Raw genomic sequence first — 26,735 nt, 5'->3', positions numbered from 1 at the left:
ATTCTTTTTGTTTGGATTTTCAATAATTTACTTAGTGCTTGGATTCGGTACGGCAGGAAGTGCGACTTTATTAGAGACTTGGTATTTTCGATATGGAGATTTAATTAGACAAATTGGTGCTATTTTAATGGTTGTCTTTGGATTGATTACTATTGGGCTACTCCAACCAAAATTTTTGATGAAGGAGCATAAACTACATATTCAAAATAAACCAGCTGGTTATTTAGGTTCCGTTATAATTGGATTAGCTTTTGCAGTAGGTTGGACACCTTGTACCGGTCCAATTTTAGCAGCTACATTAGCACTTGTAGGTACAAATCCATCACAGGGTCTATGGTATATGGCAGCTTATATATTAGGGTTTAGTATTCCGTTTCTTTTAATGGCATTGTTCATTACTAAATTTACTTGGTTAAAAAAATACAGTGGCACTGTAATGAAAATTGGTGGGGTGATAATGATAGTGATGGGAATTATTTTGTTTTTTGATAAATTTACACTTATCAATTCATTACTTCAACCGATTTTCGGAGATTTCCAAGGATTCTAGTCTTTAAATTAAATTAAAGAGTGAAGAGTTGATGATAGTACATATAGAAAAAACGCCAAATACTGGCGTCGTAATAATTTCAATTTCTTCTGCTGAATTATCGTTTTTTGTTATTCGTTAAATTGTTAACTGCGTTTGCAGTTGCGTCAACAGCATTCATTGCAGCATTTTCAGTGGCTTCTAACCCTTTATGAATAGAATGAAATGCCGCCCCAGCGCCATCTTTTATGTTCTCAGAAACAGTTTGGTTATTTTGTTTGTTGTTTTTCCCAGCTTGATTAGACAATTCGCTTCACCTCCTAACGTCTTTATGTTATGTAAAAAACAATAAGATATTCTGACAAAATATAACTAGTTAAACACTAATAGGATGCACATTTTGATCCTTCAAATGGTTTAAATAGACAAAAACTCGCCAATTGGCGAGTTTAAAAATTTATCTTTTTACGAATTTTTTAAAATCATTTTCCAAGTCAATACCGTCTAGTTTTAGCAGGTCCGTGGCAAGATAATATCCGCTAGCCATTACACCAGCAACACCAAATCCCGGAAATACCCATTGGCCAACTAAATATAGGTTTGGAACATCTGTTTTCTGCTTCATAAATTTCCCGTAATGTTTAGCATCAATCGCCCACCCCATAAACGAGCCATTTTTGCTGTACGTGTATCGCTCAAATGTAATCGGCGTTGACAGCTCTGCTAACTCCAAGCTATCTTTGAATCCATTGCCCAACAATGAATCAATTCTTGATACGATCGCATCTGTTACTTGTTTTTTCAAATTGTAATATGCTTCACCGCGTTTTCGTATTAAACCAGTTTCCCAATTGTTATGGTATTCATATGGAATGGGCAGTAGTGCAACGACGGATCTATTGGTTTCAGTTGCTTTTTGTTTGTAAACAACCATCTCGATTGGGCAATTGTCCGGAGTATAGGTTTGGTAATCATCTTTGTAATTGGTACTGCTTAAGAAAGAAAAACAACTCGTCTTTCCAAAATCATAGTTGTTTTTTACGGAAAGAAACAAAGCACAGATGCTTGGAAATATTGCTTTTTGGTTAATCTTTTGCATCATCTTGTTTTTTTGTGAGAGACTGTCGGGAAGTAAATCATATGTAAAGTGCGGGGATGCATTGCTAATAATATTATTTGCATAAAAACAGTTTCCATCTTCTGTTTTTACGCCGATAGCTTGACCGTTTTCGGTAAGGATTTCTGTGACTTCTTTATTTAGTTTAATCATTCCGCCATTTTCAACAAAACTTTTGACTGAAGCATTAGGAATAGCCTGCATTCCATCTGTTGGATAATAATCTTTGCCTATAATACTCCAACGGTAAGCGTAGGCCATATACACCATTGGCGTAATACCTTTGGAGAATATAGCTGAACGCAACACCGGGTTTTGCGTCAACTTATCTAATACAGCATTAGCGTTCTTCATTCCATATTTCATAAAAGTAGGCTTTTTCCGAAAATTATTCATAATAAACTTTATCAAATCGAGTAGATTCATTTCATAGGGTGGTTTAGGTGCTTCGGTTCCTGAATACATTTCTGAAAAGATTTTTTCGTTTATATCAAAAATGCGGTTTACATCGTCTTTGTTATCAGGAAAAGCGTCTATAAAATCCTCTCTCAACCGATCATTTCGAAAGATAAACTTTTTTCCATCAATAAAACAACAAATATCTCCAACATTCTTTTGAGATTGGACAGATGTTCCCCAAAATTTCAGGAATTGGGGAATTGTCTCACCTTCTTTTAATTCATTCAAACCTTCAATGCCGAGGTCGAACTGTACTCCTTTTCGTTTGAAAGAGATAACGAGTCCTCCAGGGATATTGTTTTTTTCTAGAATGAGTACTTTTTTCTTGTATTTAGCAAGAAAGTTTCCCGTGCTTAAACCGCCCATTCCTGCTCCGATTATAATGTAATCGAACTTGTTCATTTCTCACACCTCCTTTTTACCAAAAAACACTTTCCATTGTTGGCGCCAATGTATCTTCAAGTCTACTTTTAGAGTATTCTTTTATGAAAACAAAGGCAAACGATAATATTGGAATATATTATTTTCTGTTCGTGCAAAAAAAGGATGCGTTGATCTAAAAGGATTAACGAAGCTTTAAATTGAATCTAAAAAAAACAATTTAGCAAAATACTGTTATAATTTGGATAAATCAAAACATAAAGGGATGATGTTATATGAAAAGATTCACCTTAATTCTTATGCTTTTGATTAATGTTATTTATATAGCGAGTTACCTTATCCATTTTGATTCTTCTACATTAAACACACTATGGATTGTCTTTTTCTTAATTAGTTTAGGTTTATCCATTCTTTTTTTATTTCATTCGAAACATCAATCGGGTCAATATGCTTTGCTACCTATTGCAGTTCTAGTGGCAAGTATCAGTTCTCTGGGAGCTTTTGTTTTTCAATATTTTTTAGCAAACCTTTTGGGCTAAAATAAGGAGAACGGAGTGAAAGGGTTAACGCTCATGGCAATGATTAGAGGTAGATCAATATTAAGCCCTTATAGTGAATAAAAGAACTAATGATCATTCTTGACTGTTTACTGATTGAAAAATTAAAGCAGGGGGGTTCCTTATTGACTAACCGTAGCCTGAATCCAAAGGTTGAAGAATTTTTAAGGAAAGCTAACAAGTAGCAGGAAGAATTTGAGAAGTTGAGAAATATCGTTCTAGACTGTGAGCTGACGGAAGAATTTAAGTGGATGCATCCTTGTTACACGTTTGAGGGAAAAAACATCGTTTTAATACATGGATTTAAAGAATATTGTGCGTTTCTTTTTCATAAAGGTGCCTTGTTAAAGGATCCCCATAGAATTCTAATCCAACAAACTGAGAATGTACAGGCTGCGCGCCAGATTCGCTTTACCAATGTTCAAGAAATAGTTGAATTGGAACCCATCTTGAAAGCTTATATTGATGAAGCCATTGAAGTTGAAAAAGTCGGTTTGGAAGTGAATTTAAAAAAGCATACAGAGTACATAATTCCTGAAGAACTTCAAAATAAATTCGAAGAAATCCCGGGTTTGAAAACTGCTTTTGATGCATTGACTCCTGGGCGACAAAGAGCATACATTCTTTATTTTTCGGGGCCAAAACAAACCAAAACTCGAGAGGCAAGAATTGAAAAATGTATCCAACAAATTTTCAATGGAAGGGGATTAAATGATAAGTAAAAAATATTGAGAAAGAATTGCCATTTAAATAGTACCCTAAAACGCATGGTTAAAAATGAGTCCATGCGTTTTTTTGTGTACTGTCTGAACGATTTCTTATGTAAAAACTTTTTAGAGGACATACAGTCCCTTATTTTCATAAAAATGCCCTTTCGGGACCATTATGCGGACACCAAGTACGCTATTTGCTAAAAAACCAGCAAAATGGCAACTTTTAAGCTATATAACGGAACGTATGTCCGCTAAAAAGTAAAATCACTAATTTTTGGCTCGAATAGCGGAACGTATGTCCGCGAGTTCCGTATGAAAAAATGAATCAGGAGAACCGTCCCTGTGAATCCACATGAACCCCACAAAAAATGAATCAGGAGAACCGTCCCCATGAATCCTTATGCCGAGCGAGCATCATCAAATGAAGATGGTGCTTTTTTAATGGTTTATTCTCTTGAATCATCTTCCTCGCCTTGGTAAATAATACTTCTGAACTAGAGGGAACTAAGGAGAGGAATTACGTGTCGTTCAATGGGTTGAATCAATCATATATTAAAGTAGATAATATCAACTTATACTGTGAGTACGTATTGAATGGTAAGCCACCGCTTTTTCTCATCCACGGCTTCGCATCTTCTACTTATACTTTCCGCAGGATTATTCCTTTTTTACAAAAGCAGTTTTCCATCATAGCAGTGGACCTGCCCGGCTTTGGCAAAAGTGAGAAATCTACTTCGTTTGTATATAGTTATCAAAACTACGCGGAGTTATTGATTAAATGTTTGCATCAGTTAGATGTTACGAATGTAGCAATTGTGGCTCACTCGATGGGGGGCCAAATCGCTTTAAATATGGCACGAATGACTCCTGAGAAAATAAACAAGTTAATTTTGTTATGTAGTTCCGGGTATTTAAAGAAGGCTAGAAAACTTCAAGTGTACAGTTCATATTTACCATTTTTTGAAAAATTTGTTCGCTATTATGTTGGGAGAAAAGAGGTTAAAGACCACCTAAAAAACGTTTTTTACAATCAAGCATTGATAAACGATGAAATAATAAATGAATTTGCTCGACCTCTATCCGAAAAAGGGTTTTATCAGGCATTAATCCGCTTGCTGCGTCATCGTGAGGGGGATTTATTGCCTCATCAGTTACAGGAAATTCAAATTCCAACCTTATTGATCTGGGGGCAAGAGGACCGAGTCGTGCCTTTGGAAGTCGGCCAGCGCTTAGTCCGTGATTTACCAAATGCACAATTAATTTCGTATGAAAAAACAGGACATTTAATCACGGAAGAAAGGCCTATTGATGTGTTTAAGCAAATCTTAATCCATACAAGTGAAGCGCTTTAAGCTACTAATCACTAAATAATCAATAATATTTTAATACATGTTTTTAAACGATTGTATCCAATCAGTTAGAATCTGTTGAAAATTTTACTTCCCCTTAATATAACCTCAAAATTTGTCTGATAAGATTTAATTAGAAGAAAAAATACTTTTTTTACCAAAACAGGATATCGAAAAAAACACAAAGGGGTTTGTTCAATCATGAGGAAGCCAAAAGTGTTAATCTTAACGACAAATTATGGTAACGGACATCTCCAAGTAGCGCGAGCCCTGGAAGAACAATTTAAAATCACCAACGCTGCTGATGTTGTATCGAGAGATATCTATCAAGAAACCAATCCGCGCTTACACGAATGGACTAAAAAATTGTATTTAAAAAGCTATACAAAGAGTGGCAGACAGATTTATCGCTTTTTTTATTATGGCAGTCAAGAAATAACGAAACGAAAATATTTGAGCATCTTTCCATATGGATCTTCTAAATTAGGTCAAATAATTGCTGTAGAGCAACCCGACGCGATCATAAATACCTTTCCAACACTAGCTGTTCCACATTTTCTAAAAAAAACAAATACAAACATCCCAACTTATAATGTTGTCACCGATTATTGCCTTCATCATTCATGGATCCATCCTGCAATAAGTAAATATTATGTAGCAACACAAAGGCTAAAAAAACAGTTAGCCCAAAATGGGATCCATCAAAATAAAATTTCGATTACAGGTATACCTGTGCAAAGTCAGTTTGAACAATCTCTTTGCCGACCAACACTATTTAACAAATATCAACTTAACCCAAATCGAAAAACTGTATTAATTGTTGCGGGCGCCTATGGCGTTTCCAAAGAAATAAAAACTATTAGTGAGGGATTAAAGAACGACGACCGTCTACAAATTTTAATCGTTTGTGGGAGGAATCATCAGCTCTATGATCAGTTGAGAATGAAATTTCAGAGGGAAAATAATATTAAGGTGTTTGGTTATGTAACGAATATGGCAGAATTGTTCGAGTTGGCCACATGTGTGATTACAAAGCCCGGTGGAATTATTTTATCGGAGGCATTAAACAAAACCGTTCCGATTGTTCTTCCAAGAGCCACACCTGGTCAAGAAACTGAAAACGCTCTGTTTTTTCATCGTCACAGAGCTGCAATCCTTCAGGAAAACTCAGACCATCTTGTTAAAGAAACACTGAAACTCGTATATGATGAAGTGAAATTAGTACAAATGAAGGCATCATTAAAGAAAATCCACGTACCAAATGCTGCAGATACAATAATGAACGATGTACTTCAAACGTATTATTGGGAAACGTCACAAAACCAATTAACTAGAGTATAGAAAAGAGTCGAACCACTATTGAAGAATGTATTAACTTGAATAGGGATTGGTATTTGATAGAACAAAGAGTCGGAATTCTCCTAATCTCCGACTCTAAAAATTTTTATTAAGAATATTTTATCGTTGACTCTGCTGCATCTACGGTATGTTTTAATAACATGGAAATCGTCACTGGACCTACACCGCCAGGAACAGGGGTGATGGCACCAGCTTTTTCGAAGCACCCCTCGTAATCGACATCACCGATGTTTCCTTTGTTGTATCCCGCATCGAGGACAACTGCCCCTTTTTTAATCCATTCACCTTTAATAAAATTCGGCTTTCCGACTGCAGCTACGACAATATCAGCTTGCATTAACATTTCAGGTAAATTTGTTGTGTACGAATGACAAGTGGTTACCGTTGCGTTCTCATTTAAAAGTAAAGCAGATACCGGTTTACCTAAGATCGGACTTCTGCCTACGACCACTGCATGTTTTCCTTTAACTGGGAGTTTGTAAAAATTAATGATTTCCATAATGGCTGCAGGGGTACAGGAAGGGAATTTCCCAAAACCGAATGCAGTTTGTCCAAAGCCCGTACTTGTCACTCCATCTACATCCTTTTCTATGTCAATAGATTCGAATGCTTTCCGCTCATCAATATGTGAAGGTACTGGGTGTTGAAGGAGGATTCCATGCACTGAGTTATCCTGATTTAATTCTTCAATTACCTTTAAAAGGTCTTCTGTTTGAGTTTCCTTTGGAAGATGAATCCGTAATGAGTTTATGCCAATTCTTTCACAGGCATTTCCTTTCATTTTTACATATGTTTCTGATGAAGGATCATCACCAACGAGAATCGTGGCAAGACATGGGGTCACCCCATTCGATTTTAAATCTTTGACGCGGTCAATTAATCTTTCTGTGATATTTTTTGCAACAAGTCTACCATCTAAAATTACCTTTTCCATTTTTAAAACCTCCTATAAATATAAAAAGAGATAAGGATTTATATCCCTATCTCTGCCCAGACGACCCGACGTAATAAAAATGCGATTCCCTTGTGGTTTATTCCACAACTGCCGTCAGTTACCGCATTATGATATTCTTATTGCTTTGAGCATATCATACAGTAAATGACTGTTCAATTATTGAATACTCTCCTAAATTAATTAGTTCAAACGATTATAAGAGATTATTCCTCTGAAAAAGAAGATGGACTTTGAAGCTGAGATTGTACTTGACTTATTAATGTTTGTATTTGTGCTACTTCATTGGATGCTTGCTTTAATGCTTCGGAAGCAAGCGTTGAGTTAGCGGAAGACTGTTCAATTGCCGAAGTAATCATATCTTTTGCGATTGAAGCTGCTGCCTCTGCTTGTTTTAATTTGTTAGTGTCTATTTGATTTGCCATGTCTTAATTCCTCCTAATGAGAGTTTATTTTACAAAATATAGATTGCTTCTAAATGAAAGAATTATCCAATTTTCTTTATGAAAATAATTTCTAATCATAAAATACTATTTTGGGGAATCTCACTTATTTTTACAATAGGAAGTGTGATGTCATCCGAACCTTATAGAGGAAGTGCGGATGCGAGTTAAACGAATTGAAATTGAAAGAATTTTAGGCTTTCGACAGTTACATTGTCGCTAAGAGGGAAGGACTTATCCCATCCTGAGGTTTCTGTCTTGGATTGAGTGATGTGAGAATGTTTTTCCATTTTTTAATCTCTTTTTAATGTTAGTATGAGTAAAAAAGTCAGCGTTGATTGTTTAAGCAACATCTGTCTATAATTATAAAAAGAAGCAGAATACTTTCAATGGTTAAATGAATGCATTTTGTAGTTTACGCAACAATGTAATCTTTATTGTTGATTATCTATAGGAAAGTCTGGTGATGGAACAATGCCAAAAGTAGATAGAAGAGTAGTAAAAACACAGCAGGCAATAAAAACAGCATTTCTTGAATTAATGGGTGAAAAAAATTTTGATCATATTACCATTCAGGATATTTCAGACAGGGCAAATGTAAATCGAAGTACTGTCTATCTTCATTACTTGGATAAATATGATTTACTAGATAAAATGATAGAAGGGCATGTAAACGAACTCAAGGAAACAAGTGAATGGGCATGTCAAGAGGAATGGGTAGATGCAATTCAGATTTTTGCTGAATACTTTCAGACTCATTATTTGTTTTTTTCGACGATGTTAGCGAGCAAAGAAGCAACCCCTTCGTTTCGTAGTAAGTTCCTAGAGTATGTAACGGAGGGATTCAAAGAGGAATTACATAAAACAAATGGAAAAAATGACGGGTTAAGTGAAGATATGATTGTTAAATTCGCCGCAAATGCTTATGTAGGAGTTTTGGAATCATGGATAAAGGATGGGATGCCTACACCACCTAAGGTTATTGCGAAGGAATTGGGGATTTTAATGGAGAGGATTCTATAAAGTTTTCTATTAGCGGACACCAGTTCCTTTATTTGAGCCAAAAACGTATGATTTTAAAGATTAGCGGACACAGGTTCCTTTATTTACTGGAAAAACGCCATTTTAATGCGATTTTGGAGTAAATAGAGGACTGTATGTCCGCTTAATTCTTCAAATGGGTGTTTAAAGGACAAATAGCGGATTCAATGTCCGCGAACGTCACAATGCTGGGGTAACCCAGCATCGGATTCCGACTTGTCAAAATCACCTTAAAACCACTCAAAGCCAATTGATTGTCAGAGTCTTAATTCCTCTTGAAGGAACAGAAAAAGATGTCCCAAAAATTAGACTTTGGGACACCCTCTATAAGATTATTTACGCAGCAAATCACATAGTACTAGTGTCAATCACGAATCGATACTTAACATCTGAAGCCAATACGCGTTCGTAGGCTTCGTCAATTTGGTCAGCTGAAATAACTTCAATCATAGGAACGATATTGTGTTTTGCACAGAAATCTAACATTTCCTGAGTCTCACGGATGCCTCCGATCATTGAGCCTGCAAATGAACGGCGATGGCCGATGAGAGAGAATACGTTTACTGGTAATGGCTCTGCAGGGGCACCAACATTTACTAGAGTACCATCTAGCGTTAATAGTGAGAGGTATGCACTAATATCGATTTTTGCACTTACCGTGTTAATAATTAAATCAAAGTTCCCCGTAAGTATCTTGAATGTCTCCGGGTCGCTAGTGGCATAGTAGTTATCTGCGCCCAATTGAAAGCCATCTTCCTTTTTCTTCAATGATTGTGACAGAACGGTAACCTCCGCACCCATGGCATGTGCAATTTGGACAGCCATATGACCAAGACCGCCCATCCCAACAACCGCGACTTTCTTACCCGGACGAGCTTCCCAATGGTTTAGTGGCGAATAGGTCGTAATCCCTGCACAAAGTAATGGAGCAGCGACATCAAGTTCAATACTATCAGGAATTCTGACTACGAAATTCTCTGTTACAACTATATGGGTAGAATAGCCGCCTTGTGTAGGCTCACCGTATTTGTCAACACCTGCATAGGTAGGGATATTTCCTTTAAGGCAATATTGTTCTTCACCTTTGCGGCAGTTCTCACAATCACCGCAGGAGTCAACCATACATCCGACACCGACGCGATCTCCAACCTTGTATTTTGTAACATTAGGACCAACAGCCGTAACAATCCCCGCAATCTCATGGCCAGGTACGAGTGGATAATTCACAGGACCCCATTCACCGTGTGCAGTATGTATGTCAGAATGGCAAATACCTGCATATTTAATTTCAATTAAAACATCATGTGAATCAAGGTCCCGTCTTTTAATTTCAGCCGCTCGAAACGGTTTGTCTGGACCGTCGACAGCTCGTGCTTTTACAGTGATCATCAATAAAACCTCCTAGATTCATTTTCAATTTTATTTTGCTTTGGAAAAATCTTTTCCAGTTAGGGATTGATCATCGTTTCTAAGTTGACGAAAAAAATCCCTATAAAAGTTGACATTGAAAGGTAAATCAACATCTGTTTATAATTTTAAATAGAAACGAATTGCTTTCAATGGTTAAATGAATGCAATTTGTTGTTTATACAACAAATCGTTAATAATTGTTGAATAAGCAACGAATCACGTTTAAATAATGATTGAAAGCAGTGTGTATCCTATTTATATAATAGAAGTGATTGTTCGGAAAATCACACCAAGAAATAGGAAAGGAATCATGAAAAAAATAATGATGTATTTATTTGTTATTTTAGTTGTATTATGTGTTGTCATAACGTTGTTTTTGAATTTACATCCAGTTTTCGGCGGAACCATAAGTAAAGAACAACAAGAGGTATATAAAAAGTTTGATCATTATGCCAAGGGGAAGTTTGTCAATCAGGTGCCAACAAGTATGGATATGAGTTTATCTGATTACTTATCTATGCTGAAGGAATCTTTTTCAGGTGGTGAAAACAGGACTCCAGGTGCAAAAATTCCTGTTTCCGAGATTAATTGGAATAAAATTAACAGTGAGGAAGATAGTTTAACTTGGTTGGGGCATTCTGCTTTTTTGCTAAGTATTGATAATAAAAAGATTCTCGTCGACCCCATGCTAGGTCCAACTGCTTCACCCGTTTCATTTGCAGGAAGCAAACGCTACACCGGAGATCTGTTGCATGTTATTGACGAAATGCCATCTATTGATGCTGTCTTTATTACACATGATCATTATGATCACTTGGATTATCCATCGATACGAAAGTTGAAGGACAAGGTCGCTCATTTCTTTGTCCCTCTCGGCGTTAGTACCCACTTAATACGATGGGGAGTGCCGAAAGAAAAAATTACAGTACTTAATTGGTGGGATGAAACGGAGTTCAAAGGACTAACCGTAGCATTGACTCCATCCAAACACTTCTCTGGTAGAGGGCTTTTTAATAGGGATTCGACTCTTTGGGGCGGTTGGGTCATTCTTGGAAAGAAAACCCGCTTCTATACGAGTGGAGATGGAGGTTATGATCAACATTTCAGGGAAATTGGAAAAAAATACGGACCTTTTGATATTACTTTAATTGAGGGCGGACAATACGATCGACGATGGTCTTGGGTCCACATGACCCCCGAAGAAGCTGTACAGGCACACTTAGATGTAAATGGGAAGAATATGATGTTAATTCATTGGGGAGCTTTTACCCTTGCCTATCATGGCTGGACAGAACCGATAGAGCGAGCCTTAAAAGCGGCAAAAGAAAAAGAAGTTAACCTAATTGCACCTGAAATTGGCGAAACCGCACGATTAGATTCAGGCAAACAAATTCCTATATCTTCATGGTGGGATTTTTAACTTGAAAAATTAATAGTCGATGATTAACGGATATTGCTGATACCTGGTACAATAACTTCTGGTAGGTTAAAGGTTTGTTTTTTTTCTTATTTCTTAAAGTTAACAAGGAGTCCTTCTTTTGAAAAATATTATCCAAGTGCTTTCTTTTATGATGTTGGTTGGCTTAATCATTGGAATTTACTTTTATCAAAATCAAGACCCGATTACACCTCCGCACTTGAATCAGCCAAATGAACTAGAACAACCTCAGCCTGAGTCTTTGCAACCAGTAGATAATCATGCGATTAGTTATACTCTGCAAAACAATGAGCTAAACATTACCTACAATAAAGGAAAAGATTGGTTAAGGGTTCCGATTGAAAAAGATTTATTGTTTGAAGGGGAGTACAGTGGCAACAAACAAGAGTTAATTGATGGGAGTTATATTCTTACGGAAAACCGAGCCGCATTCTTATATTCGGAGGGTTTCAACTGGGAATCAAAAAGGATTCTATTAAAATATTCTCTCGACCAAGGAAAAACTTGGCTAGATGGTGTTGTTACGGAATCTTTCCCAGACATGCGTTTTAGAAAAGTAGATTTCATAAATGATCAGTTCGGTTATGTAATTATTTCTGGTGGTCGAACCATGTCTTCAGAGTATTCACTCGCCTTTTTAACTCATGATGGGGGAAAGAGCTGGAAGGCAACAGCTGATTTTGGGACAATGAGATTAATTTCGGATGGTGGCTTTATAGATAAAACCACAGGATTTTTGTCCTTTGGAACGATTAATCCAGAAGAACCAGATTTTTATGTTACACAGGATGGCGGAAATACTTGGGGTAAGGCCATCATAAATATTCCTGAGCAGTACGATAGAATCTTTGTTACGGCAGAAATTCCGGTAAAAGAGGGAGATCATTTAGCTGTTTTGGTTAATCAAGGTCCTAATGGTGATTATGAAGGTGGAAAGGTGAAAGGAAAATTTATTTCAAATGATAACGGTTTAACATGGGAATTTTCCATGGAGGTACAGCCAATTGAAACAGAATAAACTAGCCGGCTCGATTTTATTTCTTTTCGCAATTGGATTTTTCGGTTTACAACTGGGCTATTTGCTCATCCATGAGAGGTATCAAGTAGAGTATATTGACAATCGTCTATTTTACATCATAAATATTTTCTGCGTGATCAGTTTGTTCCTAGCATTATTATTTCTACTTAGGCTCAATAAAAGATCCAATTGGCTCGGTGCCGCCATCGTGGGCCTATTTATTATCGTGAATGTGGCATTACTTTTTGATTCTAACAAGGATGTTATTAATGTGACAAGCATATCACCTGATTTCAAACATGTATTATCCATTAAGAAAGATGTAAAGAGCGGCGAGTCCTTTTACTATAGATCGTATTATGGTCTTTTAGGGCGACCAAAAGATAAATTACCAGGTGAGGCAATAGGGAATTTTAAAGTGAAGTGGTTAGCAAATGATATAGCAGCCGTAACCTATAACACAACCAATCAAACCATTCAACAATTTATCGGTACATATGGGGATCGAAAAAATGGCATGACTTATTATTATGTCGGAGCAGAAATCCATGGAGAATGGCAAGGGAAAAACATCGAAGTGATTAGTAACCAACAGGGGATAACTGTTATAGTTGATAATAAAACGGAATTGTTTTCATGGGAGAATATTGAGCAGTTTGGTACACTCGCTGTTGTTTTAAAGAAAAATGATCAAGCTGCTTGGACCATATCATTAAATGAAAATTTTGTGGTTCACTCTGATACTTCTGAACCGACTGTCGGAAATATTCGTTTATATAAAGCTACAATGGAAAAGAATCAACCAATAACGTTGCATTATAAGACGGCAAACTAATATGTAATAGTAAAATGAATGGATTAATGAGAAAACCCGATCTTCCTGCTAAGGGAAATCGGGTTTTTCTTGTGTCTAGATAAAAGTGTATGTTATTAGTTCATTTGGATATTTTATAAAATAGATGAATTTAGTTTAAGGAGTGATTGCTAATGACTTCCAAAAGGCATTTCACATTTAATGTTGCTCTTATTTTGCTACCTTGGTTATCAGTGTTGTTTTTAGGAAAGCGTAATATAAGGCGTTATTCATTAACAGGGTCCGTTACTGTCATATTAGAAATGCTCAATCAGGTGATTGGACAACAGCGGAGCTGGTGGGTTTTCTATGATAAACCTAAATCGTTCATTAAAGATGTACTCCCCTTTAGTATTGGTCCGTATATGCCGATTGCTATGTGGATTCTTAAATTATCGTACGGGAATTTTATTAAGTTTCTATTCCTAAATGCAGTCGCAGATGGATTATTTGCGTTTCCAGGCATTAAAATGCTTAAAAAAATGAAAATAGCAAATTTAAAAAGATTAAGCGGGTCACAATTTTTTCTATACTTATTTTATAAAGCATTTATAATGTACGGTGTTCAATACTTTGTTGAGAAAAAACAGGTCAAAAATTAAATTCGAAAAAAGTCACTAAAATTTCTTTCCAAGAACTCTTACTTTAAAGAGTTTTTTTCTTGTTCAGCCCATTGTAATAATTTAGTGGCTATACAGATTCTAAGGTTAACTCTATGAATTTTTCATAATCTCAAAACGGTATGAAAATTGAACCGTAGCATATAATGGTAAAGTTGATATAATTTAAAGAAAGTGAACAAGGGAGTGAAATCAATGATTAGTAAAGTTGGCCAAATTATGTTGTATGTAAATAACCAAGATGAGGCAGTAAATTTTTGGACTGAAAAAGTAGGATTTCGTGTAATTGCCGAAGAAGACAATGGCCAAGGAATGAGATGGATTGAAATTGCTCCAACAAAGGATGCCGAAACGAGTATCATTCTGCATAATAAGGAATTTGTTGCTAAAATGTCGCCTGAATTAAATCTTGGGACTCCTTCTTTAATGTTTTTCTCGGAAAATCTCGATCAATTACATAGCGACTTAACAAATAAAAATATCACAGTTGGAGAAATAGTAAATATGCCTTTTGGTAAGGTATTTAACTTTGCAGATAGTGAAGAAAATTACTTTGCAGTTATGGAAAAAAAGTGAATGACAAATACTTGGAAAAACCAGCTTACTTAAGAAGGGAACCCTGCTCAGGCTAGGGCATATCTAGACTTTATAATACCAAATCCAAATTAACCCCTATTTCAACATGAATGCGGAAATAGGGGGTTATGTCATTTAGCTATTTAAATGTTTTGTTCTTTTGTCCTGTTTTCACTAAAAAAAATACAGTAATCCCAGCTGTAATTGGAATATTCAGCGCTACGCCAATTCCAGCAAATAGAATATTAATCATTTCAGCAGTAAATATTTTGGAATTGACGATTTCTCCAATAGAATAAGATAAATCTTTAAACCATATAAGCAATCCTAAATAACTTCCAAAGAAAGCAAAAAATAATGTATTCGTACTTGTTCCTAATATATCCTTCCCGATACTTATTCCAGAAGTAAATAATGCTTTTCTGCTAATCAATGGGTTATGATGATATATTTCGTGCATGGGCGATGCAATGGAAATAGCCACATCAATAATGGCTCCAATCGTACTAATAATAATGATGGAAGCTCCAATTTTAACAAAATCTACGCCAATATAAAGGGAAAATATACTCAGTTCCTCTATTTCTTCTTCACCAAATCCCTGAATCATCGAATTTTCTGTCACGATGACAATAAACAGAAATAAAATAACAGTTGTAAGGACAGTTGAAATAAATGCGATTATTGTTTTACTGTTCCATTCATTTATATAAAATAGATTAATGCAGCTAATCAATATGCATGCTATTAAAGTCAAGATAATGGGATTAACTATTTGAATTGTCATTATCAGTACCGAAAGGAAGAGTACCCCGAAGTTAAAGAATATAGCAATAAACGACCGTGCTCCTTTTTTTCCACCAACAAGGATCATCAAGATCAATAAAATGGTTGCCAACAACACTAGTACATTCATACTTTTGCCCTCATTCGATTAACGAAAAAAATAGAAATATATAGACCTATCGGAATCGTTAACACGATTCCAATCCCACCAGCAAGGGCACGAGCCAATTCCAATGACAGGTTCATCGAAAGGGTAAACCCCAATGGAGATGCATTCTTCAAATATAAAATAAGCATTGGAATGGAACCACTAATATAAACAAAAAACAAAATATTGGTCATGGTCCCCATTATATCTTTTCCAATATCAATACCGGATGTTTTAAGTGCTTTTACAGGAATGTTGTTATTTTCTTCATACAAACCAAAAATTGATGATGATATTGTAATGGCAACATCCATTACCGCTCCTAATGATCCGACAAATACCCCTGCCATAAACACCATTTGAACCGGACGGGTTACAAATTGCATTTCTTCATAGCGGAGCCCCTTTCCTGAAGTAAACCACATAACAAGATAGGTAATCAACAGAGTAATAAAGGTTCCGAGCAGGGTCGAAATAATAGCTGCATATGTTTTTTCATTAAAACCGCTAACGAGTAATAATGAAATGACAGTAAATAAAATACCACTTATACTGCATATCAATAATAAACTAATATCGGATGTTTTTAGATAAACATCTAAAGCGTATGATAACAAAACGGCATTAATGGCTAAACTTAGTATAGAAAACAGCCCCTGCTTTTTTCCGACGAACAGTAAAGTAAAGATAAACATCCAGGCTACAATCAAAACGTATTGATCACGTTTTACATCTTTTATGGTTCCAGTTAAATTTGCATTTTCCTCTGTACTTTGCTTAATCTCAACAAATAATTCATTTCCAACGTGATATTCTTGATCATAAGCTCCGGAAGATGAATAGTCATTTGTCAAATGGATAAGTTGTCCTTTCTCTTTTCCATTTTTTAGTTCGGCTATTATACTCTGAGTGTATAGATGATCTTTATTATGGTGTATATCAATCATTTCAGTTTTATCTTCCAGAGTCGTTTTGGTGACTTTGGCAATTGGGCGTTCATAGAATGAATAATTGTAATGAACAAAAAAAACAGAAGCTCCAAAACAAACTGCTATGAACGTGTACAAATAAATATGTTTGTAAGCCATTTTTTTTAATTTGGATACTAAAGGATTCAAAAAAATACCTCCAACTTTTAATGATGGTATTCAACAAAACAATGGACTTAGAATAACAGGAATGAATTTAAACCGTCAAGAGAGCCTCTTTTAAGCGCCTATGTTTTTTATTAGAAATGCGGCAGTAAGTTTCCGAGTTTTAATGAGGAATTAGGACAAAAACATAAGAATATATATACAAAGGAAGTGAATATGGGGGAGGAGTTTTAATGGCGAACCCAATTGTGGCAAGGTCTTTAGATGAAATTAAGTTTTGGTCTAGAATTATGAAAGAACATGCTTTATTTTTAAGCTTGGGATTTACTTATGAGCAGAAACAATTGATCGATGAAGCAAGGCAGTTTATATCTTTGTTTGAAAGAATCGAGGGAAAGTTAGCTACCTTTACTGTTAATTCCGATTTACGTCAAGTTCAAGCTTTCAATATCGAGGTTTACCAAGCGGCAGTGGCAATATGGAACTATAAACGGAAGGTATTAGGATTAACTCTACGTTGTGAAATCCGTACAAACAATTACCCTTTGCTCGTTGATCATATTAGCAGAGAAGCAGCATACTTTGCTAATCGATTAAAAGAACTTAATGAAGGGAAATTAGCTCCAACCCCCGATGCAGTGATTGAAGAAAATGTATTCTTCTTAAAAATTATGGCAGACCATGCTAAGTTTATCGGTCATCTTTTGGATCCCTCTGAAAGAAAATTAGTAGAACAGGCTAGAGAGTTTAGTCATGATTTTGACCAATTGGTGTTTCAAGCAGTTGATTTGGATTCTATGCGACCACAATCAGAAACTAGACCTATATTAAGTCAATTTTTAAATCAAAATAAAGTATCAGTAGCTTCGTTAAGGGATTTTAAGAGAACAGCAAGAGAGTTAATAGAAGCATGCCGTATTAAGAGTAACATCCATCCACTTTTAGCTGATCACACATTTAGAGAAGCTGAAAGGTTTTTGGAAATCATCGATCTTTTTGAAGCAAGCCTGGCGAGGACTTAATATATGCCTTAAAGGTGCGATTCTTCTATACCGAAGAATCGCTTTTTCTTTATTGTGTAAAGGTTCAATAAGAGTTTACAGTATTACCTAGTTTAAACAGTCTTTGACAAAAAAGATAATACTCGATCATTAAATTCATCCTTCTTTTCAATATTTGAAAGATGACCGCATTCTTTGAAGATATGTAATTCCGATTTTGGTAATAAGGAATAGGTTTGCAGAGCGGAAAAAACAGGTGTGATCTTATCCTTGTTGCTTCCCAGTACTAATACGGGAGTTTTAATAAAAGGGAGGAAGGGGAGATAATTTCTTGATAAAGAAGAGAGTGAAGCTTGTATATAGGACATTTTATTGATTGAAAAGGAGGCTTCAGCAGATTCTAATAACGCCGTATCCACATTGTTATAAATACATTGTGATACAAAAAATTTTTTCAATTCCGCTTGCGATTTTTCGATTATTTGCTTGAATCCCCAAAATAAAACGAAATTTCTAACCATGTATGGTGTATAGGACACCGTATTACAAAGGATTAATGATTGTACGATTGATGGTTTTCTAATAATTAATTCCTGTGCGATGATCCCCCCTAAAGATAAACCACAAACATTTACTTTTTTCAGGCCAAGATAGTTTAAAAGTGAAAGGATATCGGAAACAAACGTAGAAACATTCATCCCTGTTGAAAGTTTAGATTCTCCATGTCCCCTTAATTCAGGAATGATTAAACGATATTGGTCCGACAGAATAGCTTGAGAGTCCCATAGTTGAACATTATTACATAAGCCATGAATGAACAGAAGCGGTTCACCGGAGCCCTTTTCGATAAAATTAATAATGAAAATTCCTCCTTAACACATTTTATAGCCTTATTTTGATCAAGAAATTTCGTGTTTAAACAGGAGGCAATCGTAAACGGGGTTTTAACTTTATTGATTTTGCTAAAATTTACATATTCTTTACGCTCTATCAAAATTTGCTTCTTATTCCTCTAATAAAATAAAGCTAACAAGTTTTTTAAAAAGGGAGGAATTGGATGAAAATCGCAGTTGCTGGAACGGGATATGTTGGGCTTGTCACCGGAGTTTGTTTGGCCGAAATGGGCCATGATGTGACCTGTCTTGATATTGAAGAAGAGAAAATCGCGTTGCTTGAAGAGGGGAGGTCACCGATTTATGAACCGGGACTAGAGCCTTTATTAAAACGCAATTTGCACAATGGGCGACTGCATTTTTCAACAAACCTTAAACTCGGCTACCGTAACGCACAGATTGTATTTATAACGGTTGGAACCCCTGAAAAACCAGATGGTTCCGCCGATCTTGAATACATTTACGGTGCAGCATCTGACATTGCCAACTCAATCGAAAATGATGTAATTGTTTGTACGAAGAGCACAGTACCGGTTGGGACGAACGATCAAATTAAGCACATTATGAATAGTACAAAGCCGCCCAATCTTAAGGTCGAAGTCGTTGCGAATCCGGAATTTTTGCGTGAAGGTTCAGCGATCATTGATTTTTTATATGGCGATCGTATCGTAATTGGCAGTGACAGCGAATGGGCAAGTGGTGTTGTCGAACAACTGTTTATTCCATTTAAAATCCCGATCATGAAGACTGACATAAGAAGTGCAGAAATGATTAAATACGCATCCAATGCGTTTTTGGCAACAAAGATTAGTTTTATAAATGAAATCGCGTCCATTTGTGAGAAGGTTGAGGCGAATATCGAAGAGGTGGCCAATGGAATTGGCGGAGATCATCGCATCGGCCGAAGCTTTCTTAAAGCGGGAATTGGCTACGGTGGGTCATGCTTTCCGAAGGATGCGAACGCACTTGTTCAGCTCGCAGGTAATGTTGAACACCCCTTTGAATTGCTAGAGGCCGTTATTAAAGTGAACAATCATCAGCATTCACTACCGGTAAAAAAAGCGAAGGAACTAATCGGGTCGTTGCGTGGAAAAAAAGTTGCTGTGCTTGGTCTTTCATTTAAACCCGATACAGATGATGTTCGGGAGGCCGCTTCATTAACGATTGTGAACGATTTGCTTGAAGAGGGGGCGGTTATTACGGCATATGACCCGGTTGCGGTACGAAATGCACAAAATATTTTAGGAGATAGAATTGAATACACCACTGAGATTCAAACCGCTCTTCTTGAAGCAGAACTCGCGATTATTGCAACCGAATGGGATCAAATCAAACATACGCCGCTCGATTTCTTTCTTTTATACATGAAGGAGCCCATTATCATTGATGGACGTAATTGTTATCCACTTGAAAAAATAGAACAGTATCCGCTAACCTATATTTCCATTGGGCGCCCGGCTATCATTCACGAATATCGAAAAAGTTCTTTATAATTACTTAAAAAGAGAGGAGGGGAGATGACCGTGAATAAAATTATGTATTCATTTTACGATTATGAATGCCGTTTATTTAAGGAAGTAAACCGACATTTTGATAAAAGGTTGTTAAATTTCTTTTTCCGGTGGATTACTCATGTTGGTGGGGCCAGCTTTATGGTTGCAACGACACTCGTGGTTATTTTTCTAAGTTCTAATCAAACGAGGATAGCTGCTATGTCGAGTGCGCTTGCTTTAGCTGTAAGCCATATTCCGGTTCAACTAGCCAAAAAGCTTTATCCGAGGAAAAGACCTTATTTGATTTTGGAAAAAACGAGGTTTCCTGCCAATCCGCTTAAAGATCACTCGTTTCCTTCTGGACATACAACGGCTATATTTTCTGTAATCATGCCTTTGGGGTTATTAGCTCCACACCTGTTTGTATTCCTGATTCCTTTAGGACTAAGTGTCGGTCTTTCTAGAATTTATTTAGGGCTTCATTATCCATCAGACGTTTTAGCAGGAGCCGTTTTAGGTATTGGCACAGGGACAATTTGCTACTATTTAGTGATGTAACTGTGCCAGGTTCATCCTTATTTTTAATAGAAAAAGAATACTATTGGGTTTCTGTGGAGGGGATAACATGAAGATTGCGTTATTTACTGATACCTTTTATCCGGACATCAATGGTGTGGCAGGGACTCTTAAACGATTTACCGATTATTTGGCTTCACAAAATATTTCAGTTAAGATTTTTGCACCTGATACGCATTCTGAGGAATATGTTTCAAGCCAACTTTATCGTTTTAAAAGTCTGCCGTTTTTCTTATATCCCGAATGTCGGTTGGCGTTCCCGAATCTCCTCGATATTAAGTCAGAACTGCAAAGCTTTGGACCGGATTTGATCCATGTAGCGACTCCTTTTAATATGGGTCTTTGTGGTGTCTATTATGCCAAGAAGCTTAACATTCCCCTTGTCGGCTCCTACCACACTGACTTTCATTATTATCTGCAATATTATGATCTCCTTTTTCTCGCAAAATACCTCTGGAAGTACATGAATTGGTTTCATCGTCCGTTTAAAAAAGTATTTGTTCCCTCTTATGAAACAATGATCCAGCTTAAGCGCCATGGGTTTACGAAGCTTGAATTATGGCCGAGAGGGGTGGATTGTCAGCTTTTTCACCCTTTCTACAATAAGCATGAAGTCCGAAGAAAGTTAGGGGTGACAGGAAAGCACCTGCTTACCTATGTTGGACGATTAGCCCCTGAAAAAGATGTTAGCCTTCTTCTAGAGCTTGCAAGGCTGATTCCAGCGGATATGAACGTACAATGGTTGCTCGTCGGCGATGGCCCTCTCCGTGAAACATTGGAGAAAGAAGCCCCATCAAATATGCTCTTTACCGGTTATTTAAAAGGCGAGGTTTTGGCAGAGGTTTATGCTGCTTCAGACGTTTTTGTCTTTCCATCTTCATCTGAAACATTTGGGAATGTTGTCCTTGAAGCGTTAGCAAGCGGGACTCCTGTAGTTGGCGCAAAAGCCGGTGGGGTTAAAAACATCATCCAATCTGGTTTAACAGGAAAACTTGTTGAGCCGGGAAATGTTCAAGAGTTCCTAGATGCTATCCAGATGCTGCTGAATCATGATAGTCTCCGATTTCAAATGGGCATGGAAGGCAGGAAGTATGCTTTAACACAAAAGTGGGAGCATATATTTGAAAATTTACTATCGTCTTATGAAGATGTCATTGGTAGTGAAAGACATGCAAAATTTGCTTAGTGAGTAAGGGCTGTTTTGTTGAAGTTTAATGTCGGAAACCTTTAAAGCAGTTGCTGTGGCGGCTGCTTTAGTCATGTTTAAATTATTAAAATCCTGAATGTTTTGTTGTTAATGTAAAAAAATATCATAGAAGGGAAAACGAAATATAAAGGGTGATCACATTGAACGAAACGATTCATGATTTTAGCGCAGACGATTTTCGCGAAGTATTTCTTTATTCGATTTTTGATTATTTGCATGAAAACGGGATGAAGCTTACTAAGATTGAAGATGTTTTCGCACGGTATCAAGAGGATAAAATTGCCCAATCGATTAATATTGCTTTATCGGTTGTAGTTGAACGGATTGTGGACCTATTTTTGCTAAGTCAAAGTGTATTAAAAGAAGAACAGTTGGGAACGAAACTTGAAAGTGAATTTTCAATCCAAGGGAGCTCTTCGACCGGGAAACCTTCGATAAGCTCAAAATTCAAACTTTTTTATAAACAGAAAAATCTCCACTTTATTTTACATTGCCAAATGGTACTGAATGATCTTTTTGACAATGAAAAGTTGGATAAATGGATGGGGAGAATAAGAAAAGATGTGGAAGAACAGCTTTCTAGATAGGATATAAATCAAAGCCTTGGCCCTCTGAAGTCTGGCTGTAATTCGTGCATGTTTCGTGTCTGCTGAACAGATAATAGGAAAGGTAGAAAGGAGAGTTAAGAATGCAAAAAAACGGAAATTCTTATGATTTTGTAGGAGAACCTTTAATATCAACTGGAGATACTGAAGCGGAGAATAAAATTGAAACAAAGGACTCCAAGCTTGCAAGTAAGCCGAAAATTGGTGAGACGATTATTGGTGATAACGGGATTAAGGGGCGAATTAGATAATAGGTAATGGTTGTTGGTCAATAAAATATAGGAGATGATCAGAATGAAAACCAAGGATAACTTTTTAGAGGGAGCCAAAATAACAAAAGATAATCAAATATTTGGTACACCAAATAGCAAAAACAAAAACGGAACAGGTAATTCGCCAAATGATGATGTAAAGAAAAAGTGAAACATGGGGACGGTTCTCCTGCTTCTTTTTGAAGCAGGAGAACCGTCCCTCTGTTTTTACGGTCACAAAAGGACTAGATCCTATGAATAATATAGGTATGAACATCAACGGATTAGAAGGTAGGAACAAAAACGTGGGAAGAATGGAAAGAAGGAAACAACGAAAATCACAAAAAGAGATATGGAGTAAGTTGAATTCTAAAAGTATGAAGTTGAAGATATTAACGATTGGTACGGCGGTTGCATTAATTGGTTTTCTTTTACTCAATATTTTAATATGGACGAGTGATGTCAGTAAATTGGATGCTCCTGCTCCACAGCCAACAATTATTTATGATCAGAATGGCGGTGTAGCAAGTAAGATTGCCGCTTCAAATATTGAAGGAGTTCGATTTACACAGATTCCTCAAGATGTTATAAATGCCGTTATTGCTACAGAAGATCAGCGGTTTTATAAACATAACGGAATAAATTACTTTGGAATTATTCGGGCATTAACCCAAAACATATTAAGTGGTGAAGTTGTAGCGGGAGGAAGTACCATTTCACAGCAATTAGCCAAAAATGCATTTTTAACGCATGAACGAACTTACACTCGAAAGTTTAAAGAACTGATTTTGACAAAAAAAATTGAACGAACTTATTCAAAAAGCGAAATTATCGAGCGGTACCTGAATCAGATTTATTTTGGAGAAGGTGCATGGGGGATTCAGCGGGCTGCACAAACTTATTTTGGTAAAGATGTTAGTGAATTGACACTTGGTGAGTCGGCAATGCTTGCTGGGATTATAAAAGCGCCTTCCTATCTCTCCCCATTAAAAGATTTGGAAAAATCGGTGGAGCGGAGAAATATTGTATTATCGTTAATGGAACAGGAAGGCTATATCAGTAAAAACGAAATAGTTAAAGCAAAAGAACAGCCTATTGTCTTAGCGGGTAAAAAGATCGATGAATATAAAGGGAAATACCCATATTATGTAGATAACATTATTGAAGAGGCAATAAAAAAATATGGGCTTACAGAAAATGAAATACTTTCAGGTGGCCTTCATATCTATACGGAATTAAATCCTACTATACAGAATGCAGTTGAACAGGTGTATAAGGATGAAGCGTTGTTTCCAGTAAGTGAACAGGACCAATTGTTACAAAGTGGAGCCATTTTCATTAACCCTTCAACTGGTGGAATAAATGCACTTGTAGGGGGAAGAGGAGAACATACATTTCGAGGCTTTAATCGTGCCACTCAGTTAAAACGCCAACCAGGGTCAACGATGAAACCACTGGCTGCGTATACTCCTGCTTTAGAACAAGGTTATGATATTTTTGATAAATTGAAGGATGTGCCTCTTGAAATAGATGGATATAAGCCTATGAATTATGATCGGAAATTCCGTGGGGAGGTTACAATGTATGATGCACTTGTTCATTCTTACAACGTACCACCGGTATGGTTATTGCAGAGAATGGGCCTCAATTACAGTACGAACGCAGTGGAGCGCTTTGGAATTAAATTAACTGAAGCGGATTATAATCCTAGTTTAGCTCTTGGTGGCATGAATGAAGGGGTTTCACCGTTATTGATGGCTCAAGCGTATTCCACATTCCCCAATAATGGAGTAAGGGTGGAAGCACATTCTATCCAAAAAATTGAAGACGCCGATGGAGTTGTTATTGCAAAGTGGAATCATAATGCTACTAAAGTGACGGATTCTGCTGTAGCCCAGAAAATCACCTATATGCTTAAGGGGGTTGTGGAAGAAGGTACAGGAGTAAAGGCTCAAATAGATGGTTTGGAGATAGCCGGAAAAACTGGTACAACAGAACTTCCTTTTGCCAACGCAAGTGGTTCAAAGGATCATTGGTTTGTCGGCTACGCTCCAGAACTTGTAGGAGCAGTTTGGCTGGGATACGATAAGACGGATGAAAATCATTATTTAGTCGACTCAAGTGGATCTACTGTAACTAAAATTTTTAAAGAAGTACTTTCAGGGTCTTTATCGGAACTTTCGCAGACTGAATTCAAATTATCCTCCATTGAAAAACAGCTTAGTGACCTCTTAAAGGAAGAGGAAAAACGGAGAAAAAGAGAAGAAGAGAAAGAGAAAGAGAAAGAGAAAGAGAAAGAGAAAGAGAAAGAGAAAAATCATAAGGACGAGGACAAAAAAGGAAAGAAGAAAGAGGGCAAGAAGAGAGATTAAAGCGAGGGTAAAGTGAGAGGACGGTTCTCCTGCTTCTTTTTGAAGCAGGAGAACCGTCCCTCTGTTTACACCTCTGTTTACATTTCTCGCATGGATTCTGCTACTTTGACCATCATTGAGCATTCGATTCGCTTTTTGAAGATGTCGCAGCTAAAGTCGTAGGTTCCATTTAGAGAGCCTGTTGCGTGCAGGGCGTTGGCAGGGCAGCCGCCACTGCAGTAAAGTTTGGCCCAGCAGTCCTGACATTCTGGCTTCGAATAGCAATTGTTTTCTTTAAATTGGCATTGAATCTCTGGTTTCGTGATTCCGTCCCAGATGTTACCCATGCTGTATTCTTTATCCCCGACAAACTGGTGGCAAGGGAAGAGCTCACCCCATGGTGTCACTGCGAGATATTCGGTTCCGGAGCCGCATCCAGTCAGTCTTTTTTGGATACATGGTCCTTCTGACAGGTCAAGCATGTAATGGTAGAAGGTAAAACCATTACCGTTTTCATCGCGCTTGATCATTTCGTTTGCGAGAATTTCATATTGGTTGTAAATTTCCGGGAGATCCTTCTCGGTGAGTGCATAAGGTTCCCGTGGGTCACAGATAACTGGCTCCATCGAGAGCTTGTCGAAACCAAGATCAGCAATGTGAAAGATGTCATTGGTGAAATCAACATTGTTGTGGGTATAGGTCCCACGGACATAGTACTCTTTGTCGCCACGTTTTTCGATGAATTCTCGGAACTTCGGCACGATATAATCGTAGCTGCCTTTACCATTTACCGTTCTACGAAGACGGTCATGGACTTCTTTTCTACCATCAAGGCTCAATACGACATTGTACATTTCTTGATTCAAAAATTCGGTTACCTCATCGTTTAGCAGCATGCCATTTGTGGTAAACGTGAAACGGAAGTTCTTTTTGTATTCTTTTTCCTTGTTTCTCGCATAAGCCACTACCTGTTTGACAACATCCCAGGCCATCAGCGGCTCGCCCCCGAAGAAGTCGATATCGAGGTTGCGATGATGTCCGGAGTTTTCAAGGAGGTAATCGATTGCTCTTTTTCCAACCTCAAAGGTCATGATCGCTCTGTCGCCGTTGTATTTTCCCTGGCTGGCAAAGCAGTAGTCACAGGAAAGGTTACAGGTGTGGGCAACATTAAAGCAGAGCGCTTTTAGATAAGTCTTTCGGGATTTTAAATCTACGGATAGATTCTTATATTCATCTTCTGTAAAGAGTTGTCCATCCTGTTTAAGCTCTTCAACAGCGGCGATCGTTTCACGAATTTCACTTTCTGAGATTGCAGAATCTTGTGCGTACTTTTCTACCATCATGTTTACAATTTCTTCTGTTGGAGTGTGCTCGAAAAGTGCGATAATATCATAGGCGAGGTCGTCCACGACATGGACCGATCCACTGTAGGTGTCAAGCACAATGTTGTATCCGTTTAATTTATATTGATGAATCATACTAAATAATCAGGCTCCTTCTGAACATAAAAAGGGC

The 26,735-nt window shown here is 37.0% G+C and carries 26 protein-coding genes, 1 pseudogene and 1 riboswitch; of the genes and pseudogenes, 18 read left to right on the top strand and 9 right to left on the bottom strand.

The features are described from left to right. On the top strand, positions 1–550 hold a 550-nt coding region (locus ACI48O_RS18535), incomplete at its 5' end, for a cytochrome c biogenesis CcdA family protein (RefSeq protein WP_435563341.1). Positions 551–647: 97 nt separating this feature from the next. On the opposite strand, the gene ACI48O_RS18530 is transcribed toward ACI48O_RS18535, so the two are convergent. After that, on the bottom strand, positions 648–836 hold the full coding sequence (locus tag ACI48O_RS18530; protein ID WP_435563340.1) for a hypothetical protein: 189 nt from the start codon (positions 834–836) through the stop codon (positions 648–650). 150 nt (positions 837–986) lie between these two features. Beyond that, positions 987–2,507 (bottom strand): phytoene desaturase family protein, encoded by a 1,521-nt coding sequence (locus tag ACI48O_RS18525; protein ID WP_435563339.1) that lies wholly within the window; start codon positions 2,505–2,507, stop codon positions 987–989. Positions 2,508–3,168: 661 nt separating this feature from the next. Here ACI48O_RS18525 and ACI48O_RS18520 point away from each other — a divergent pair. From ACI48O_RS18520 to ACI48O_RS18510, 3 genes and pseudogenes are all read left to right on the top strand, one after another. Further along, a pseudogene (locus ACI48O_RS18520) lies at positions 3,169–3,765 on the top strand (YdeI/OmpD-associated family protein). A gap of 512 nt (positions 3,766–4,277) precedes the next feature. Further along, positions 4,278–5,108, top strand: a complete 831-nt coding sequence (locus ACI48O_RS18515) for an alpha/beta fold hydrolase (protein ID WP_435563338.1) — start codon at positions 4,278–4,280, stop codon at positions 5,106–5,108. A gap of 198 nt (positions 5,109–5,306) precedes the next feature. Next, on the top strand, positions 5,307–6,446 hold the full coding sequence (locus ACI48O_RS18510) for an MGDG synthase family glycosyltransferase (RefSeq protein ID WP_435563337.1): 1,140 nt from the start codon (positions 5,307–5,309) through the stop codon (positions 6,444–6,446). A gap of 106 nt (positions 6,447–6,552) precedes the next feature. On the opposite strand, the gene ACI48O_RS18505 is transcribed toward ACI48O_RS18510, so the two are convergent. Together ACI48O_RS18505 and ACI48O_RS18500 are read right to left on the bottom strand one after the other, a co-directional pair. Further along, positions 6,553–7,398, bottom strand: coding sequence for a bifunctional 5,10-methylenetetrahydrofolate dehydrogenase/5,10-methenyltetrahydrofolate cyclohydrolase (locus tag ACI48O_RS18505; RefSeq protein ID WP_435563336.1), 846 nt, complete (start codon positions 7,396–7,398; stop codon positions 6,553–6,555). A gap of 47 nt (positions 7,399–7,445) precedes the next feature. Then, positions 7,446–7,530, bottom strand: a riboswitch (ZMP/ZTP riboswitch). A gap of 92 nt (positions 7,531–7,622) precedes the next feature. After that, complete coding sequence (locus tag ACI48O_RS18500; protein WP_435563335.1) at positions 7,623–7,841, bottom strand: hypothetical protein; 219 nt, start codon at positions 7,839–7,841, stop codon at positions 7,623–7,625. Positions 7,842–8,333: 492 nt separating this feature from the next. Between ACI48O_RS18500 and ACI48O_RS18495 the strand changes: the two genes are divergently transcribed. Continuing rightward, the gene (locus ACI48O_RS18495; RefSeq protein ID WP_435563334.1) at positions 8,334–8,882 is read left to right on the top strand and encodes a TetR/AcrR family transcriptional regulator; all 549 of its coding nucleotides are present in this window, start codon (positions 8,334–8,336) and stop codon (positions 8,880–8,882) included. Between the two features lie 366 nt (positions 8,883–9,248). Here ACI48O_RS18495 and ACI48O_RS18490 read toward each other — a convergent pair whose 3' ends face one another. Next, positions 9,249–10,289 carry an NAD(P)-dependent alcohol dehydrogenase gene (locus tag ACI48O_RS18490; protein WP_435563333.1) on the bottom strand — a complete coding sequence of 347 codons (1,041 nt, stop codon included), beginning with the start codon at positions 10,287–10,289 and terminating at the stop codon, positions 9,249–9,251. Positions 10,290–10,632: 343 nt separating this feature from the next. Between ACI48O_RS18490 and ACI48O_RS18485 the strand changes: the two genes are divergently transcribed. From ACI48O_RS18485 to ACI48O_RS18465, 5 genes are all read left to right on the top strand, one after another. Then, positions 10,633–11,730, top strand: a complete 1,098-nt coding sequence (locus tag ACI48O_RS18485) for an MBL fold metallo-hydrolase (RefSeq protein WP_435563345.1) — start codon at positions 10,633–10,635, stop codon at positions 11,728–11,730. Positions 11,731–11,848: 118 nt separating this feature from the next. Then, positions 11,849–12,766: a WD40/YVTN/BNR-like repeat-containing protein gene (locus tag ACI48O_RS18480; protein WP_435563332.1), complete on the top strand. Its 918-nt coding sequence runs from the start codon at positions 11,849–11,851 to the stop codon at positions 12,764–12,766. Next, a complete protein-coding gene (locus ACI48O_RS18475) occupies positions 12,753–13,601 on the top strand; it encodes a hypothetical protein (RefSeq protein WP_435563331.1) in 849 nt (282 codons plus the stop codon). Before ACI48O_RS18480 ends, ACI48O_RS18475 begins: the two co-directional genes overlap by 14 nt. Before the next feature lie 152 nt (positions 13,602–13,753). Beyond that, the gene (locus ACI48O_RS18470; RefSeq protein ID WP_435563330.1) at positions 13,754–14,221 is read left to right on the top strand and encodes a hypothetical protein; all 468 of its coding nucleotides are present in this window, start codon (positions 13,754–13,756) and stop codon (positions 14,219–14,221) included. 213 nt (positions 14,222–14,434) lie between these two features. Beyond that, the gene (locus tag ACI48O_RS18465) at positions 14,435–14,815 is read left to right on the top strand and encodes a VOC family protein (protein ID WP_435563329.1); all 381 of its coding nucleotides are present in this window, start codon (positions 14,435–14,437) and stop codon (positions 14,813–14,815) included. Positions 14,816–14,954: 139 nt separating this feature from the next. On the opposite strand, the gene ACI48O_RS18460 is transcribed toward ACI48O_RS18465, so the two are convergent. Continuing rightward, complete coding sequence (locus tag ACI48O_RS18460; protein ID WP_435563328.1) at positions 14,955–15,731, bottom strand: YibE/F family protein; 777 nt, start codon at positions 15,729–15,731, stop codon at positions 14,955–14,957. Next, positions 15,728–16,837, bottom strand: coding sequence for a YibE/F family protein (locus tag ACI48O_RS18455; RefSeq protein ID WP_435563344.1), 1,110 nt, complete (start codon positions 16,835–16,837; stop codon positions 15,728–15,730). The genes ACI48O_RS18460 and ACI48O_RS18455 overlap by 4 nt, the downstream gene beginning before the upstream one ends. A gap of 239 nt (positions 16,838–17,076) precedes the next feature. On the opposite strand from ACI48O_RS18455, the gene ACI48O_RS18450 reads away from it, so the two are divergent. Next, positions 17,077–17,865 (top strand): DUF2935 domain-containing protein, encoded by a 789-nt coding sequence (locus tag ACI48O_RS18450; RefSeq protein ID WP_435563327.1) that lies wholly within the window; start codon positions 17,077–17,079, stop codon positions 17,863–17,865. Between the two features lie 92 nt (positions 17,866–17,957). Here ACI48O_RS18450 and ACI48O_RS18445 read toward each other — a convergent pair whose 3' ends face one another. After that, positions 17,958–18,659 carry an alpha/beta fold hydrolase gene (locus ACI48O_RS18445; protein ID WP_435563343.1) on the bottom strand — a complete coding sequence of 234 codons (702 nt, stop codon included), beginning with the start codon at positions 18,657–18,659 and terminating at the stop codon, positions 17,958–17,960. 242 nt (positions 18,660–18,901) lie between these two features. Here ACI48O_RS18445 and ACI48O_RS18440 point away from each other — a divergent pair, with 242 nt between their 5' ends. The 7 genes from ACI48O_RS18440 to ACI48O_RS18410 all read left to right on the top strand — a co-directional run bounded on the left by ACI48O_RS18440 (position 18,902) and on the right by ACI48O_RS18410 (position 25,241). Continuing rightward, complete coding sequence (locus ACI48O_RS18440) at positions 18,902–20,230, top strand: UDP-glucose dehydrogenase family protein (protein ID WP_435563326.1); 1,329 nt, start codon at positions 18,902–18,904, stop codon at positions 20,228–20,230. A gap of 30 nt (positions 20,231–20,260) precedes the next feature. Further along, positions 20,261–20,788, top strand: a complete 528-nt coding sequence (locus ACI48O_RS18435; RefSeq protein WP_435563325.1) for a phosphatase PAP2 family protein — start codon at positions 20,261–20,263, stop codon at positions 20,786–20,788. 67 nt (positions 20,789–20,855) lie between these two features. Then, complete coding sequence (locus ACI48O_RS18430; protein ID WP_435563324.1) at positions 20,856–21,992, top strand: glycosyltransferase family 4 protein; 1,137 nt, start codon at positions 20,856–20,858, stop codon at positions 21,990–21,992. 161 nt (positions 21,993–22,153) lie between these two features. Beyond that, positions 22,154–22,600: a hypothetical protein gene (locus tag ACI48O_RS18425; RefSeq protein ID WP_435563323.1), complete on the top strand. Its 447-nt coding sequence runs from the start codon at positions 22,154–22,156 to the stop codon at positions 22,598–22,600. Positions 22,601–22,701: 101 nt separating this feature from the next. Then, the gene (locus ACI48O_RS18420) at positions 22,702–22,869 is read left to right on the top strand and encodes a hypothetical protein (RefSeq protein ID WP_435563322.1); all 168 of its coding nucleotides are present in this window, start codon (positions 22,702–22,704) and stop codon (positions 22,867–22,869) included. A gap of 43 nt (positions 22,870–22,912) precedes the next feature. Next, positions 22,913–23,041, top strand: coding sequence for a hypothetical protein (locus tag ACI48O_RS18415; protein ID WP_435563321.1), 129 nt, complete (start codon positions 22,913–22,915; stop codon positions 23,039–23,041). A gap of 142 nt (positions 23,042–23,183) precedes the next feature. Then, positions 23,184–25,241: a transglycosylase domain-containing protein gene (locus ACI48O_RS18410; RefSeq protein WP_435563342.1), complete on the top strand. Its 2,058-nt coding sequence runs from the start codon at positions 23,184–23,186 to the stop codon at positions 25,239–25,241. A 77-nt stretch (positions 25,242–25,318) separates the two neighbouring features. On the opposite strand, the gene scfB is transcribed toward ACI48O_RS18410, so the two are convergent. After that, positions 25,319–26,698 carry a thioether cross-link-forming SCIFF peptide maturase gene (gene scfB, locus ACI48O_RS18405; RefSeq protein ID WP_435563320.1) on the bottom strand — a complete coding sequence of 460 codons (1,380 nt, stop codon included), beginning with the start codon at positions 26,696–26,698 and terminating at the stop codon, positions 25,319–25,321. Between the last annotated feature and the right edge of the window lie 37 nt (positions 26,699–26,735).

Origin of the sequence: Neobacillus terrisolis (genome assembly GCF_051233475.1) — a bacterium.
Taxonomy (GTDB): domain Bacteria; phylum Bacillota; class Bacilli; order Bacillales; family Cytobacillaceae; genus Bacillus_BU.
The sequence above is the reverse complement of the archived record's forward strand: the minus strand, read 5'-3'. Positions and strand labels throughout refer to the sequence as shown.